13 protein-coding genes are annotated in these 15,398 nt (G+C 68.3%); 6 read left to right on the forward strand and 7 right to left on the reverse strand.

The genetic code is table 11. The features are described 5' to 3' along the window. On the forward strand, positions 1–984 hold a 984-nt coding region (locus ACE3TU_RS10130; RefSeq protein ID WP_374623556.1), incomplete at its 5' end, for an aldo/keto reductase. 73 nt (positions 985–1,057) lie between these two features. Next, positions 1,058–1,744: a DUF599 domain-containing protein gene (locus ACE3TU_RS10135; RefSeq protein ID WP_374623558.1), complete on the forward strand. Its 687-nt coding sequence runs from the start codon at positions 1,058–1,060 to the stop codon at positions 1,742–1,744. 19 nt (positions 1,745–1,763) lie between these two features. On the opposite strand, the gene ACE3TU_RS10140 is transcribed toward ACE3TU_RS10135, so the two are convergent. The 3 genes from ACE3TU_RS10140 to ACE3TU_RS10150 all read right to left on the reverse strand — a co-directional run bounded on the left by ACE3TU_RS10140 (position 1,764) and on the right by ACE3TU_RS10150 (position 6,094). Continuing rightward, the gene (locus tag ACE3TU_RS10140) at positions 1,764–3,017 is read right to left on the reverse strand and encodes a tetratricopeptide repeat protein (protein ID WP_374623561.1); all 1,254 of its coding nucleotides are present in this window, start codon (positions 3,015–3,017) and stop codon (positions 1,764–1,766) included. 86 nt (positions 3,018–3,103) lie between these two features. Further along, on the reverse strand, positions 3,104–4,567 hold the full coding sequence (locus tag ACE3TU_RS10145; RefSeq protein ID WP_374623564.1) for an ArnT family glycosyltransferase: 1,464 nt from the start codon (positions 4,565–4,567) through the stop codon (positions 3,104–3,106). 63 nt (positions 4,568–4,630) lie between these two features. Beyond that, a complete protein-coding gene (locus ACE3TU_RS10150) occupies positions 4,631–6,094 on the reverse strand; it encodes an ArnT family glycosyltransferase (protein ID WP_374623567.1) in 1,464 nt (487 codons plus the stop codon). A 173-nt stretch (positions 6,095–6,267) separates the two neighbouring features. Here ACE3TU_RS10150 and ACE3TU_RS10155 point away from each other — a divergent pair, with 173 nt between their 5' ends. The 3 genes from ACE3TU_RS10155 to ACE3TU_RS10165 all read left to right on the forward strand — a co-directional run bounded on the left by ACE3TU_RS10155 (position 6,268) and on the right by ACE3TU_RS10165 (position 7,481). Further along, positions 6,268–6,579 carry a (2Fe-2S)-binding protein gene (locus tag ACE3TU_RS10155; RefSeq protein ID WP_374623570.1) on the forward strand — a complete coding sequence of 104 codons (312 nt, stop codon included), beginning with the start codon at positions 6,268–6,270 and terminating at the stop codon, positions 6,577–6,579. Then, positions 6,527–7,012 carry a bacterioferritin gene (gene bfr / locus ACE3TU_RS10160; protein ID WP_374623572.1) on the forward strand — a complete coding sequence of 162 codons (486 nt, stop codon included), beginning with the start codon at positions 6,527–6,529 and terminating at the stop codon, positions 7,010–7,012. The genes ACE3TU_RS10155 and bfr overlap by 53 nt, the downstream gene beginning before the upstream one ends. A gap of 61 nt (positions 7,013–7,073) precedes the next feature. Then, a complete protein-coding gene (locus tag ACE3TU_RS10165; protein ID WP_374623575.1) occupies positions 7,074–7,481 on the forward strand; it encodes a VOC family protein in 408 nt (135 codons plus the stop codon). Between the two features lie 3 nt (positions 7,482–7,484). On the opposite strand, the gene ACE3TU_RS10170 is transcribed toward ACE3TU_RS10165, so the two are convergent. Together ACE3TU_RS10170 and ACE3TU_RS10175 are read right to left on the reverse strand one after the other, a co-directional pair. Further along, the gene (locus ACE3TU_RS10170; protein WP_374623578.1) at positions 7,485–10,709 is read right to left on the reverse strand and encodes a tetratricopeptide repeat protein; all 3,225 of its coding nucleotides are present in this window, start codon (positions 10,707–10,709) and stop codon (positions 7,485–7,487) included. A gap of 70 nt (positions 10,710–10,779) precedes the next feature. Beyond that, positions 10,780–11,760 (reverse strand): aldo/keto reductase, encoded by a 981-nt coding sequence (locus tag ACE3TU_RS10175; RefSeq protein WP_374623581.1) that lies wholly within the window; start codon positions 11,758–11,760, stop codon positions 10,780–10,782. A gap of 120 nt (positions 11,761–11,880) precedes the next feature. On the opposite strand from ACE3TU_RS10175, the gene ACE3TU_RS10180 reads away from it, so the two are divergent. Further along, the gene (locus ACE3TU_RS10180; protein WP_374623584.1) at positions 11,881–12,705 is read left to right on the forward strand and encodes a DUF2059 domain-containing protein; all 825 of its coding nucleotides are present in this window, start codon (positions 11,881–11,883) and stop codon (positions 12,703–12,705) included. 2 nt (positions 12,706–12,707) lie between these two features. On the opposite strand, the gene ACE3TU_RS10185 is transcribed toward ACE3TU_RS10180, so the two are convergent. Both ACE3TU_RS10185 and ACE3TU_RS10190 read right to left on the reverse strand, forming a co-directional pair. Continuing rightward, a complete protein-coding gene (locus ACE3TU_RS10185; protein WP_374623587.1) occupies positions 12,708–13,712 on the reverse strand; it encodes an alpha/beta hydrolase in 1,005 nt (334 codons plus the stop codon). 128 nt (positions 13,713–13,840) lie between these two features. Then, positions 13,841–15,398: tetratricopeptide repeat protein (locus tag ACE3TU_RS10190; protein ID WP_374623589.1), on the reverse strand; the 1,558-nt coding region annotated here is incomplete at its 5' end.

Consider the following 15,398-nt stretch of genomic DNA (forward strand, 5'->3'; position numbering starts at 1 on the left):
ACCATGACCTGGGGCAAGCAGAACACCGAGGCCGAAGGCCATGCCCAGATGGACTATGCGGTGGACCGGGGGATCAACTTCTTCGACACCGCCGAGATGTACGCCGTGCCGCCGGATGCCTCGACCTATGGCAGGACCGAGGAGATCATCGGCAACTGGTTCAGCCGAAGCGGCAAGCGCGACCAGATCGTGCTGGCCTCCAAGGTCGCCGGCGGTGGCCGTCCGTGGGTGCGCGGCGGTCGCGGCATCGATGCGCCGAGCGTGCGTGAGGCCATCGAGGGCAGCCTGCGCCGGTTGCGGACCGACTATATCGACCTCTATCAGATCCACTGGCCGCGGCGCGGACACTACCACTTCGAAGGCTCGTGGGACTACAATCCCTACACCCAGCAGAAGCGCGACGAAGTGCTGCCCAACCTCGTCGAGGTGCACGAGGTGATGGGCGACCTCGTCAAGGAGGGCAAGATCCGCTACTTCGGCCTCTCCAACGAGACGGCCTGGGGGACCATGCAATACCTCAAGCTGGCCGAGCAGCGCGGCCTGCCGCGGGTGCAGACCATCCAGAACGAGTACAACTTCCTGCGCCGCTACTACGACATGGACCTTGCCGAACTGGCCTTTCACGAGGATGTGGGCCTGCTGGCCTATTCGCCGCTGGCCGCCGGAGCGATCTCCGGCAAGTACCTCGGCGGCGTGCTGCCGCCGGGCACGCGCGGCGCGGTAGCGGGCTCTGCCTACCGCAACAACCAGTACACCGAACCGGCGATCCGGGCCTACCTGGCGCTCGCGGCCAGCCACGGCCTCGATGTCAACCAGATGGCCATCGCCTTCTGCCTCACCAAGCCGTTCATGACCTCGGTGATCATCGGAGCCACCAGCATGGACCAGCTCTCCGTCAACATCGCCGCCGCGGACGTGACGCTGTCACGCGAAGTGCTCGACGGCATCCAGCAGATCTTCATGCAGTATCCGCGCACCCTCTGAGCGGCGACGGCGCAGCGAGTCGCTTTCCGGCCGATTCGGGCTATACCGGAGATCGATCCTCCGGAGGTTGCCGATGACGCTGTTTGCGACCTTGTTTCCGCTGCTCTGCTGGTTCGTCTACAATTATGGGGTGCCGCTGCTCGAGCGGCGCCGGCCATCGCTGTCAGTGATCATGTCGATGCAGCGCCGCCGCTGGGTGGCCAACGCGGTCAAGCGCGAGAGCCCGCTCGACGCCATCCTCTCGGGCAACCTGATGGGCTCGGTGAGTTTCCTGGCCTCGACCTCGGTCCTGCTGGTGCTGGCCATCTTCACCGCCTTCGGCAATCTCGGCGCGCTGATGGAAACGCTGTCGACGGTCGGGCTTCGTCCCGGCTACACGGTGGCGGACGTACAGATCCACCTGTTCGCCATGCTGGCCGTGTTCGTGCTGAGCTTCTTCGCCTTTACCCTGGCACTCCGCCAGTTCAATCACTTCTGCATCATGATCGGCGCCATCGACCACTCCGGACACACCACGGAAGCCGAGATCGACGCGATCGCGCAGCTCAATGCGCTGGCGGCGCGCAACTTCAACAACGGCATCCGAGGCTACTACTTCTCGGTCGCCACGGTGGCCTGGTTTGCCAGCGAGTGGCTGGCCATCGCCGCCAGCCTCGTGACGGTCGGCTTTCTCGTCCACCGCGAGTTCTTCTCGTCGGCGCACCGCGTCGCCGCCTCGGTGGCGGTGCTCGCCAGCCGTCGCGAAAAGGAACAGGCCTGAGGCTAGGGGCGCGGGCGCCTCAGTTGTCGAGCTTGCTCGGCGGATAGACCTTGAGCCCGCCGTCCGCAGGCGTATCCCGTGCCGCGGCGAGGGCGGCGAGGAGCGCCGCATGGCTGTCGGCACCGGGGGCGTAGCCCAGATCTGCGGCCCGGCGGTAGAGTTCGAGCGCCCGCTCCGTATCGACCGCCACGCCGTGCCCGTGCTCGTAGAGGTAACCCAGGTTGGTGAAGCCGATCGGATTGCCGTCATCGGCGGCCCGCTCGGTGAAGTGCAGCGCCTTCTCGAGGTCGACGGCGCCGCCATCGCCATGCAGATACATCAGGCCCAGGTTGGCGGCGGCATCGGAGAGGCCGTTGTCGGCCGCCTGCCGATACAGCCGACGGGCCGCCGCGAAGTCCTGCTCGACGCCGATGCCGTCCTCATAAAGCAGCGCCAGATTGAGCTGCGCCGCCGCGATGCCGTCATCGGCCGCCTTACCGTACAGTTCGGCGGCGGCGGCTGGGTCGAGCGACGTGCCGTAGCCGTGCTGCTTGAGATACCCGAGGGCGTTGGCGGCAAGCGCATAGCCCTGCTCGGTGGCAAGCCGGTACTGCTCCGCCGCCGCTCCGTAGTCGGGTTCGCCGGTCACCGTGCCGTTCTCGTAGAGCCGACCCAGGTGATATTGCCCGCGGGCGTCGCCGTTCCGCGCGGCGCGCTGGAACCAGGCGGCGGCCGCCACGGGATCGGCATCGAGCCCGAGCCCGTCCAGATACATCAGCGCCAGGTTGGTCTGGGCCCGCGGCACACCGGCAGTGGCCGCGGCGCGATACCAGCGGCTGGCCAGGTCCCAGTCGCGCTCGACCCCCTCGGCATAGTCGAAGGACAGCGCAAGGCTGTCCATTGCCGGCGCAAAGCCCATGTCCGCAGCCTGCTGCAGCATCCCCGCCCCGCGAACCATGTCCTGGGCCACCACCTCGCCGACGATCAGCATGTCGCCGAACAGGGTGAGCGCCACCGGATTGCCCTCCGCCGCGGCCGCTTCGAGCAGCGGCACGGCGCTCGTACTGTCCCCCAGCGCGTCATAGGCCCGGCCCAGCCAGGCCTTGAGCGCGGGGGAGTCCGGATCCTCCGCGCGCGCGGCCTCGCAGATGTCCACCGCCGAGGCATCGATCTGCCAGCGATCGCGCCCGATCGTCTCGTAGCCCCATTCGTACTGGCTGGCCGCCGCGGCCGCGCAGGCATCGTAAGCCTCGCCGGCGACGGCAGGCGAGGAGAGGACGGTGAGGAGGAGCATGCTCCGTAGCGTCCGGCTGATCATTTGCGCCACCTCGTTCTCCAGCGGGTGCTGCCACAATAGCCGAAGGCCCGCGACCCGCAAGGCTACTCGGCCGGAGGAATGTAGCCCTTCGCCAGATAGAGCTGGCGGCGGTTGACCGGCCTGCCCAGGTGGAGCACGGCTTCGTCGGACAGCAGCACGATCTCGGCAAACCTGGCCCGGACCTCGTCGTCCAGCCGGCGCCAGGTGTCGGTGTAGATGATGGCGTCCTCGCCGGCATGGGCGGCCGCGTCGAACCAGTAGTCGTACTGGTCGCGCCGCGGATCGAGGCTGGTCACGTCCGTGCTGCGCAGCGCGAAACCGAGCAGCGAGGCGCTGGTGTAGTCGGTCGTGGCGACGAAGCCGGCGCCGTGCTCGCGCTGCGCCGCCCGCACCGCCTCGGCCGTCTCGTTCCACCCATAGGCCCACGACGTTGCCTCGTCGTCCATCGCCACCGGATCGCCGAGCGGCGCCATGGAGAAGTTGACCACGACGACGGCCAGCAACGCCGTCCCGTAGGCGAGGTGCAGCCAGGTCAGCCAGCGCCATCGCATGTGCAGCACGACAAACGGCAGCGCCACCACATAGGCCACCAGATTCCAGTGAAACAGCACCGCGGTGAAGTACGAGAGGCTCGCCATGGCGAGGCTCGACAGCCAGAAGGTGATCTGTGCCAGCCCGACGCCGGTCGTTCGCCCGCGGCGCAGGGCGAAGCCCAGCAGGGGCGGCACGAGGAACGGGCCGACGGCAGCGAGCGACACCAGCAGCCAGCCCCTGACACCCTCCAGCCCCCGCACCTCGACGGCATGACGATCGCCGAGGATGAAACCGTAGGAGGCGAACCCCTCGGTGAGGTTCCACAGCATCACCGGCGCCTGCAGGGCGATGGCGATGGCGGCCGCAAGGTAGAGTTGCGGCCGCAGCAGCAGGGGCCGCATGCGGGGCACGAGGACGATGTAGAGCGCCAGCCCGACGCCGAGCAGCGCCGCATTGTACTTGGCCAGCCCGGCGAGGCCGAGACAGGCGGCCCCCAGATAGAGGTAGCGCCAGCGCGGTGCCGTCGGCCATTCCACGAGGAAGCCCAGGAGGAAGTAGATGGCGCCCAGCAGCAGGGTCACCAGCAGATAGTCGGGCAGCGCCCAGCCGGTGACCACGAACAGGACCGGGGTCACCAGAAACAGCAGCAGGGTCACCCACAGGTGCCCCGGCCGGTCCGGCGCGATGCGTCGCGAGATCAGCGCCAGGAGCGCCAGGTCGGCCACGAAGGCGAGCACCACGGGCACGCGCAGCGCCAGCTTGCTCCAGCCCAGCACGGATCCGCTCAGGCCGAGCAGCCAGGCATTGAGCGGCGGATGGTCGTAGTAGGACAGCGCCGGGTGCTGGCCCCACATCCAGTAATAGGCCTCGTCCTGGAAGATGTTGGTCGAGCCGATGGCCACGAGCCGGACGAGGATGAAGCCGAACACCAGTGCCTTGAGCGCCACCAGCGGCGCGAGTGGTCGCCAGCGCGCCTTCACCGCTTCATCCATGCCGCACCCCCCGAACGAGGCCTTATGGCACGCCCCGCGCGCGGCGCAAACTGCGCGGAGGCACTAGAGCGGGCGGAAGCCATCGCCCAGGTACAGTGTGTAGGTCAGCATCGGATGACCGAACGGCGCCGCAGTGAACGTGCCGATTTCGGTGATCCGCGCGAAGTGCCGCCGAAACGTCTGCATGTCCTCGCTGCCATCGATCAGCAGGATGGCGTCCTGCCCGAGGCGGGTTTTCGGATCGAACCAGTCGTCGAACGCATCGCGACGCGACGACAGCGCGACGACCTGGGGATCATCGAGCGCGAAGGCCAGCTGGCTGGCCGTCTGGTAGCGGTTGGTGGCAAGGAACTGCGCCCCGTGGCGCTCGCGGGCCTCGGACACGGCGGCAGCGAGCCCATCCCAGCCGAAGGCGTGGTCGGTCTCGTAGAATGGCCGCACGCCCAGCAGCGAGTGGACCGGCACGAGGGTGAAGTTGACCACGAAGAGGGTCGCGAACACCATGCCGTAGAGGGCGTGGAGAGACAGCGTGACCCGATCGATGTGCCGCCCCAGAAACGGCAGGGCCAGCACGAAGGCCGCGATGTTCCACCAGGGCAGGATGGTCGAGTAATTGGCGATATAGAGCAGCGGCAGGCTCGACAGCGCAAAGACGAGCACCGCCACGGCCCTCGCCGGCCGTTCGAACGGCGGCAGCCGCCAGCCGAGGAAAAAGCGCAGCAGCGCCGGGACAAGGAAGGGTGACAGCGTCACCAGTGTTCCGATCGCCGCCGACAGCATCTCGCGCGGGATCAGGCCGGTGAAGTGGCCCTGGAAGCGGTCCGCGAGGTGGAACCGGAAAGAGGCGAAATCGGTCTGCAGCGCGTAGAGCAGGACCGGCGTCTGGATCGCCAGCGCCAGGGCCGCCGCCAGATAGAGATCCGGCCGACGGAGCAGCCGTCGCAGGCGCGGCCGCAGCAGCACCGTCGCGACGACGGCCGGACCGAGCAGGGCGCCATTGTACTTGGCGAGCGCGGCCAGCCCGAGCAGCGCGGCGGCGCCGTACAGGTGGAGCCGCCGCCCCGTCCCCCCGCCCTCGACATCGGCGAAGAAGCGAAAGAACAGGGCCCCCGAGGCCAGCACGAGGAACACCATCAGGTAGTCGTTGAACACCACCGATCCGAACAGGCCGAACATCGGGGCGGCGAGGTAGACCACCAGTCCCTTGAGAAACACCGGCCGCCACGCCTCCCCCGCGAAGCGGCGGGCGAGATCGAGATAGATCCACACGGTGCCGGCGAAGGCGAGGACGGCAGGCAGTCGCAGCGCGAAGAGGCTGCGGCCGAACACCAGATGCGTGAGGCCCTGCAGCCAGCCCTGCAGCGGAGGGTGATCGAAATACGACCAGGCCGGATGCTGCCCCCACATCCAGTAATAGGCCTCGTCGGCGATCGGAAAGGCGGCCAGCGAGAAGGCGAGCTTGAGCACGACAAGGTAGCCGGCGACGAGCACCAGCAGCCACTCCGCCAGCGAAAGCGGCCGTCGCACCGGGTCCGACCCGTCAGCGCTCAGCACGGGCCCGGACCCGGGCCGTCTGTCGGCAGAGCGGAGGCAATGTGCCGGGCGGCGACAATATCTGACATTGACATTCAGGTTTCTGGAGGGCTCTATGCCGCCGAACCCAACTCCTATCCTGCGCCATGCTCGTCTGCCAGTGCAACGTGATCACCGACCGGGAGATCCGGCAGATCGTCGTCGACCTGCTGCGCGACGATCCCTGGCGGATCATCGTGCCGGCCATGGTCTATCGTGAACTGGACAAGCGCTGCAGGTGCGCCGGCTGCGTGCCGAATGTGGTAGACATCATCCTCAAGGTCACCGAGGATTTTCATTCGCAGGTGGCCGCCAATCCACCCGAGGCGCGTCCGGCGCTGCAGAAGTTGGCGGCCATGCGGCGCAAACCAGGCGGAGGAGGTCGGAGTGAAAGGCGAAGCACAGGTCATCGAGCGGCTCAACGAGGCGCTGTTTCTTGAGCTCGGCGCGGTCAACCAGTACTGGGTGCATTTCCGCATCCTGAGCGACTGGGGCTACACTAGGCTGGCCGCCAAGGAGCGGGCCGAGTCGATCGAGGAGATGCACCACGCCGACCGGCTGATCGAACGCATCATCTTCCTCGAAGGCCATCCGAACCTGCAGCGCGTCGCACCGCTGCGCATCGGCCAGACCATCAAGGAAGTGCTGGAGTGCGACCTCGCCGGCGAATACGACGCCCGTAAGGCCTACAAGGCCTCGCGCGAGCTGTGCGAATCGCTGGGCGACTATGTCTCGAAGAATCTGTTCGAGGCGCTGCTCGCCGACGAGGAGGGCCACATCGACTTCCTCGAGAGCCAGCTGCAGCTGCTCAACGCGATCGGCGTCGAGAAGTACGGCCAGCTCAACTCGGACAGCGCCGACAAGGCGGAATAGGCGGGCGGAGTATTGACTTCGGTTCCTCTTTTGTTCCAATTGGCGGAACGGAGGAAGATTCATGCAGTTCCATCGCGGTCGCCTGATCGACCATGTCCATCTGAACGTGGCGGACGTGAAGCGGTCCGCCGCCTTCTACTCCGCCATCCTCGAGGCAATCGGGCACCCGCCCGGCTGGCTGACCGAGCACTTCTTCCAGGTCGATGAGCTGTTCATCAGCCGGCCGGGTCCGGGACAGGCGATCAGCCATGTGCACATGGCCTTCCAGTCTCCCGACATAGAGACGGTTCAGCGCTTCTACACGGCGGCGCTCGCCGCGGGAGGCACCGACAATGGCGCACCCGGTGAGCGGCACTATCACCCCGGCTACTACGGTGCCTTCGTCCTCGACCCGGACGGCAACAACATCGAGACGGTGTTCCACGGTCCGGCCCGCCGCTCGGCCGCCTCGGTGGTGATCGAAGCGTAACGATCAGACCCGGGGTCCGGCCCGCTGCGGTCCGAGCTGCGGAATGCGCACCAGCTCATCGAGGGCCAGCAGCTCGTCATTGGCACTGCCCATGCCGAGGTCGGCGGCGCGCTGGAACCACTGCCGGGCCTTGTCGAGGTCGATCGGAACACCGTAGCCATAGCGGTAGCCGAGCGCGAGGCCGTACTCGGCCGGCGCATAGCTGCGGCCGCTCGCCTGGCGGAACAGCGCCAAGGCGCGCGCCGGATCGGCGGCCACCCCGCGACCGACCTGCAGCAGATCGGCCAGCAGCGTCATGCCCGGCGTCCAGTCCGCCGCGGTCGCGCTTTCGAGGTAGGCCAGAGCCTCCCCGGAGCGTCCGTCCGCCACCAGGGCCCGCGCCAGCCAGGTCTTGTTCTCGGGCGAGGCATCATCGAGGTCCACCGCCTGCTGGCAGGCCGGCACGGCCGAGGCAGCATCGATCTGGCTGAGGTCGGTCACCCCGTTCGCCTCGAACCCGGGCTCGAAGAACGATGCGGCAGCGAGGGCGCAGGCCTGTTCGGCACGGAGTTCGGCGGCGCGATCGATACCGTACTGATCGCCCTGGGCCGCGGCGCGCTCGAAATAGTCGAGGGCGAGGCCGAGGTCGCGCGCGACCGTCCCGAAGCCCTCGGCATAGATGTAGCCCAGCGTCGTCTGACCATAGGCACTGCCGGCATCCGCAGCCTGCTGGGCGTAGTCGCGCGCCATCTCGTAGTCGGCGGCGACGCCCTCGCCGTAGAGGTAGGCATTGGCGAGGCCGACAGTGCCCGAGACCTCCCCCTGCTCATGGGCCAGGCGGTAGAGCTCGAAGGATCGGACATGATCCTGCGGCACGCCCCGCCCGGACTGATAGAGCTGGGCCAGGTTGGCCTGCGCCAGGGCGTAACCCTGGTCGACGGCCAGCTGATAGTAGTGGGCGGCGAGCGAAGCGTCCCGGGCCACCCCGTAGCCGACGTCGTAGAGGTAGCCCAGGTCGTTCAGCGACCAGGCGTCGCCGCGATCGGCGCCGATCTGGAACTGCTCGGCGGCCCGGGCATAGTCCTGCTCGACGCCCTGCCCGAACTCGTAGAGCTGGCCGATGCCATAGATGCCCACGATGTCGTCCTGCGCCGCCGCGAGGCTGTACCAGCGCATCGCCTCGGCATAGTCGAGCGGTACGCCGTTGCCGCCGTGGTACAGGTAGCCCAGATTGGCCTGGGCCCGGGCCACGCCCTGTTCGGCGGCCCGGCGATACCAGTCGGCCGCTGCCTCGTCGTCCTCGACGACGCCGAGACCCCGATCATAGGCCGAGCCGAGGCTGAGCTGCGCCAGCGCGAAACCCGCATCCGCTGCCGGCTGCAGCACCTCGACAGCACGCGGCAGATCGGCCGCCGCGCCGAAATCGCCGAGCAGCGCATCCCCGAGCAGCTGCCGGGCCAGCAGGTTGTCGCCGGCGGCGGCGGTTTCGAGCAGCGGCAGGGCCTCTTCGAGGCGCCCGGCCGCGAGCAGCGCGCGCGCCAGCCAGGCCTTGTTCTCGTCCGACCCCGGATCCTTCGAAACCGCATCCTCGCAGGCCGGAATCGCCAATGCCGGGTCGATGGCGCCGATGTCGCGGCCCACGGCGCCGAACTGGAGCTCGAACTGCGAAGCGGCGGCATCCGCGCAGGCTTTCTCGGCCGTGAGTTCGGCCACGTTCGCGATGGCCAGCTCGTGACCCTGGGCAGCGGCCTTCTCGAACCACTCGAGCGCCATGGCGCTGTCCCGCTCGACCCCGATGCCTTCGGCGTAGATGTAGCCGACGCGATTCTGCGAATCGGCAAGGCCGGCATCTGCCCCGATCAGCGCGTAGCGGAGGGCTTCGGCCGGGTCGCGGGCGACGCCGATCCCTTCGAGATAGAGATTGCCCAGCGCGCCGGCTGCATCGACATTGCCCGATCCGGCGGATGCGAGGTAGAGCTCCGCCGCTCGCGCCGGGTCACGATCGACGCCCAGCCCCATCTCATAGAGGTAGCCCAGATTGTTCTGGGCGTAGTCGCTGCCCTGGTCGGCCGCGAGCTGATAGAGCCGGGCGGCCTCGACATAGTCCTGCGGCACCCCGAGGCCCGATTCGTAGAGATACCCGAGGCCGGCCTGCGCATAGGCATGCCCCTGGTCGGCCGCCAGCCGGTAGAGCCGGGCCGCCTCGACATAGTCCTGCGGCACGCCGGTGCCGGCCTCGTACAGATAGGCGAGGCCGGCCTGTGAATAGGCGTCACCGCCCTCCGCCGCCTGCCGGTAGGCGTTCGCCGCCTTCTCGTAGTCCTGCGCCATCCCCACGCCGTTCTCGGCCATGTAGCCGAGATTGCTGAGGGCGAAGACATCGCCCTGGGCGCCCGCGGCCTCGAACAGCGCCAGCGCCTGCGCATAGTCGACCTCGACGCCGTCCCCGTTCAGGTAGGCGGCACCCAGTTCCGCCTGCGCCTGCGCATATCCCTGATCCGCGGCGAGCCGGTAGTAGTCGAGGGCCCGCGACCGATCGGCCGGCACGCCATCGCCGTTCCAGTACAGCAGGCCGAGGCCATATTGTCCGGCGGCGGCGCCCTGTTCGGCGGCCAGCCAGTAGTAGCGGTAGGCCCTGGCGAAATCGACCTCGACGCCGGTGCCGTGATAGTAGAGCGTGCCGAGTTCGACCTGACCGTCGGAGAACCCCTGTTCGGCGGACTTCTCGATCCAGGAGCGCGCCGCGTCGAAATCGGCCGGCGTGACGGCACTTCGATTGAGCGTCAGCCCGTAGCGGACCTGGGCCGGGGCAAAGCCCTTCCCGGCCGCCTCCGCATAGAGGGCGAGACCCCGATCGCGCTCGGCTTCGGACGACGTTTCCGTGTTCAGCAGCATCTGCCCGAGCGATGTGGTGGCCACGAGGTAACCGGCCGCGGCCGCAGATTCGAGCAGCGGCCTCGCCTCGGCGACGCGATCCTGCCGATAATAGGCTCGCCCCAGCCAGGCCTGCAGCTGCGGATCGTCCGGGGCCGCCGCGAGGGCCGGCTCGCAGGCCGCGATGACTTCGGCGGCGTCGTAGTCGTAGTAGTTGCGGGCGAGAGCGGATTGCCCGGGTTCGAAACGCGTGGCCGCGGCCGCGACGCAGGCTTCCCTGGCGTCCTCCTCGGCGGAGGATGGGCCGGCCGGCGCCAGCAGCAGCAGCGCGGCGATCAGCATGGACCGGGTATTGGAGCTTCTGGTGCGTCCCACGTCGTCTCTCCCTCTCGCCCGAGCCAGGCCAGCTTAGCGCGGATAGGAAGGGAACAACAATGGCTTGAGATCAGCCGAAGCCGGCCACGGCAGTGGGTTCGTAGGGCGCTTCGAGACGGGCCACCTCGTCGTCGCTGAGCCGGAGCGCCAGTGCTCCGAGCGCATCCTCGAGCTGAGCGAGCCGGGTCACCCCGACGATCGGCGCGGTGACCGGCCGCTTCTGCAGGACCCAGGCGAGCGCCACCTGCGCCATCTTCACCCCGCGTTCGGCGGCAATGGCCGCGACGGCCTCGTTGACCCGGCGACCAGCGTTCTCCGCCCGGCTGTAGAGGGTCCGGCCGAAGATGTCGGTGCCGGTACGGGCGGTCGTCTCACCCCACGGCCGGGCCAGCCGGCCGCGCGCCAGCGGCGACCAGGGGATCACCCCGATCCCCTCGTCGGCACACAAGGGCAGCATCTCGCGCTCTTCCTCGCGGTAGATCAGGTTGAGGTGGTTCTGCATCGAGACGAACCGCGCCCAGCCATTGGCCCGCGACACCGAAAGCATCTTCATGAATTGCCACGCATACATCGACGAGGCGCCGATATAGCGGGCCTTGCCGGAGCGCACGACGTCGTTGAGGGCCTCCAGTGTCTCCTCGATCGGCGTCACCGGATCGAACCGGTGGATCTGGTAGACATCGACATAGTCGGTGCCGAGGCGACGCAGCGAGGCATCGATCTCCTCGAGGATGGCCTTGCGGCTGAGGCCGCGGCCGTTCGGCCCCTTGCGCATTTCGCCGTGCACCTTGGTCGCAATCACCAGCTGCTCGCGCGGCGCCAGTTCCCCGAGCACCTTGCCCACGATCATCTCGCTGGTGCCGGCCGAGTAGACATTGGCCGTATCGAAGAAGTTGATCCCTGCTTCCCAGGCGGCCCGCAGGATGGGACGGCTGGCTGCTTCATCGAGCGTCCATTCGTGGTTGCCGGCACCGGGGTCGCCGAACGACATGCAGCCGAGGCACAGCCGGCTGACTTCGAGGCCCGTGCGGCCGAGGCGTGAATAGTCCATGCGTTCTCTCCCGGCGTGGCTCGGGCGCCGTGGCCCGAGTGTGCACAGTGTAGCACCCTTGCTGGCGGATCGGCCATCGCTGGGCTAGTCTGGGTGCCGCGGGGTGGCGGGGGACACGACGTGCAGCGCCTCTTTGTCGTCATCTTGGCACTGATCGGCCTGCTGATGGCTGCGCCCTCGGCGCGCTCCGAAAGCTTCTCAACCGAAGAGCTGATGCGCGCCACCGCGCTCGACGAGGTCTTCACCCAGTTCGGCGCCGGCATTGCCGCCTCGGCACGCAGCGAGGAGGTTTCGCGCGACGAACTGTTTCTCGAGCACTGGGAGACAACCGCGCTCAGCGTGTTCGACGCGGACGCCCTGGGCGACAGACTGGCCCGCGCCCTCGACGGGCGCTTCTCTCAGGAGGAGCAGCAGGCCCTTGCGGCGTTCTTCCGCTCCGAGTTCGGCCGGCGCATGACCGGGCTCGAGCGCGACATCGCCCGGCTGCCTCCCGAGGCCCAGCTGACCGCGCTGGCCGCCGGGACGGCGCTTTCGGCCAAGGCCGGTGCGGTCCGATCCACCCAGCTCGACGACCTGGTGCAACTGGTCGGCGCCGAGATCTCGGTGGCGATGGTCGGCCAGTCGGTGCGGGCCCTGCTGGTCGCCATGGCCGTATCGCAGCAGCAAGGCGAGATCGAAGTGCCGTGGCCGGCCATCGACGCGCAGGTGGACGCCATGATGCCCGGCCTGCTCGCCGATGTGGCGCGCACGCAGCGCGCCATGATGGCCTACGCCTATCGCGACCTCAGTGACACGGATCTGGGCCGCTACATCGCGTTCCTCAGGACCGAGCCGGCGCAGAGGCTCTATGCCATCGCCGCCTATGCGGTCGGACGCATCGTCGCCGACAGCATGGCGCACTTCGGCGAGGCGCTGTCCGCCCGGCTGCACAGCGTCAACATCTGAGGCTATTCGTTGCGGCGGCCGCCGATCGGCGCCAGCACCTCGTCCATCTGCCGGATCAGCGCCGTCATCCGGTCCTCCGGCGGATCGGGCGTGAAGACCGGCCGCGGCGTCCCCGAGGGAAAGGCGCCGAAGGTCTGGAAGAAATCCACCATGTCCTGCAGGACCGGCATGCGAAACCGCAGCATGGCGCCCAGCGCCAGCACCGGCTCGAGGTGCCCGAAGCCCTCGTAGTACTTCTCCGTCACCCAGACATTGCTGGCGCGGAGCTTGTCGGCGAGCGCGCGCGAATTCTCCACCCTAACGATGGGATCGGCCGTGCCGCTGGCCAGAAAGATCGGTGGCGCATCCGGGGTAACGAGGTTGATCGGCTGGGTTCCCTCGGGATTGGGGGCCGGGCCGAACGTGTCTCGCACCTGATCGTACTCGAACGGGTAGAAATTGTAGGGCCCCGAGATGCCCGCAATGCCGCGCACCGGCATGGTCACGCCGTATTCGCGCTGAAACGACCGATCGAGGCCCAGCATAACGGCGTTGTAGGCACCGGCGGAATGGCCCGCCAGAAAGAAGCGCCGCGGATCGCCGCCATAGCCCTTGATGTTGTCCTCGACCCACTTCATCGCCTGGGCATTGTCTTCGAGGAACTCCGGGTACCTGACCTCCGGCCACAGCCGGTAGTCGGGAACCACCACCACGAAGCCCGCCGCGGCGAGGGCTCGACCGACGAACTCGTACTCGAACCTGTCGCCGGCCCGCCAGGAACCGCCATAAATGAACATCACCACCGGCGCCGGTCCCCCGCCCTTCAGCGGACGGTAGACGTCGAGCTTCTTGCGCTCGCCGTCGGCATAGGGGACGCCGGCGCTCTTCTTGACGCCCTGGTCCATCGCCTCGGCCACGTTGAACGGCGAAAAGATCGTCACCTGTGCAGCGACCGGCAGGGCCGCCACGAGCACGAGGAGCAAAGCGAGAGCGAGCCGCGAGACGGCCGATACCGATCGAAGGGACATGGGAACAACGCCGCAAGATGATTCAGGACCCCCGCCTGATGCCGCACGAACCTGAAGATTTTGTGGCCGGAGGCCCTGACGCCACCGGGCCCCCGGACGGAGAGGCCCGGAGCTGCCGGAGCCGACGGTCACCCCGGGCGCCGTTGGTCCCACATCCGGCGCAAGGCGGCATCGAGGTCGGCCGCAAACCGATCCGTGGCGCAGAGCGGCGAGGCGCGGACCTGCTCGCGCAGCCGACGCGACAGCCGATCGAGGCCGGACACGTCCGAGGCCCGGGCGACGCCGGCAGCCACGTAGCCCTCGAGGTCGGCGGCCACCCAGTCGGCCAGCCCGGCGGTGGACAGCAGACTGTCGCCGACGCGGGCGGTGAAGCGTGTGCCTTTCAGACTCAACACCGGCCGCCCCATCCAGAGGGCTTCGCAGGTGGTGGTGGTGCCGGCATAGGGAAAGGGATCGAGGGCGATGTCGATGGCGGCGTAGGCGGCGAGGTGCTGCTGCACGCTGGCGATCCGACCGAGCACATCGATGCGCAGCGGATCGATGCCGTGCGCGGCGAACCGGCTGTCGACGAGGCGGCGGGCGTCCGCCGACGACAGTGTCGGTGACTTGAGAACGAGGCGGCTGTCGGGCACGGCCTGCAGCAGCCGGGCCCAGGCGGCGATGGTGCTGCCGCTCAGCTTGCTCAGGTTGTTGAAGCTGCCGAAAGTGACGAAGCCGTTGGCCAGCGCCGGCAGGGGCGGCACCTGCGGGGCCCGGGACGGCGGATTGAACAGCAGATAGCTGTGCGGCAACCGCACGGGCCGCTCGCTGTAGAAGCCCTCGTCACCGACCGGCAGCACGTGGCGGTCGGCGAGCAGATAGTCCATCTCGGGGAGCCCGGTGGTGCCGGAATAACCAATCCAGCTGGCGGCCACCGGTGCCGGCCGATAGGCGAACAGCGGCAGCCGGTTGCCGCCGGTGTGACCGGAGAGATCGAACAGGATGTGGATGCCGTCCGAGGCGATCTGTCGCGCCGCCTCGAGGTTGCCGAGGCCGAAGATCGGGTGCCAGCCGGCGAAGCGTGGCAGCAGGCGTGCCGTCACCTCGTCGGCGGCATCGCGCGTCACATAGGCGTGCAGCTCGTGCCCGAAACGCAGCAGCCCGTCGAGCACGCCCTCGATGAACTGCGCAACCGCATGGTGCCTGAGGTCCCCCGAGACGAAACCGATCCGGAACGGCGCCCCTTCCTCGCGGGGCTGCGCGGCACCGATTCGCTGCGCCATTGCCCGGCGGCTGGCCACCTCGCCGAAACGCCTCGCCTCGTCGAGGAGTTCGGCGGCGCCGACCGCATCCGAGTAGCAGAGCGTCATGATCAGGTCGCTGCGGGCCTTGAGATTGTCGGGGGCGGCAGCCACGACGGCCCGCAGTTCGGGAATCGCCTGCTCGACGCGGCCGAGCTGCAGCAGCAGATCGCCGAGGTTGTTGCGGTAGGACGCAATATCGGGCCGCAGCGCTGCGGCCCGCCGGTAGCTGGCGACGGCATCCTCCGGCCGGCCTTGACGGCGCTGCGCGGTGCCGAGATTGGCGAGCGCGTCGGCACGGCCGGGGTCGATCTCGATCGCCCGGTGCGCGCTGACCTCGGCTCCGACGAAATCCCCCTCCAGCACCAGCACGGCCGCGAGGTTGCTGTGAAACTCCGCCTTGCCC

The sequence above is a fragment of the Devosia sp. genome, from assembly GCF_041917035.1.
In the GTDB taxonomy this organism is placed as follows: Bacteria; Pseudomonadota; Alphaproteobacteria; order Rhizobiales; family Devosiaceae; genus Devosia_A.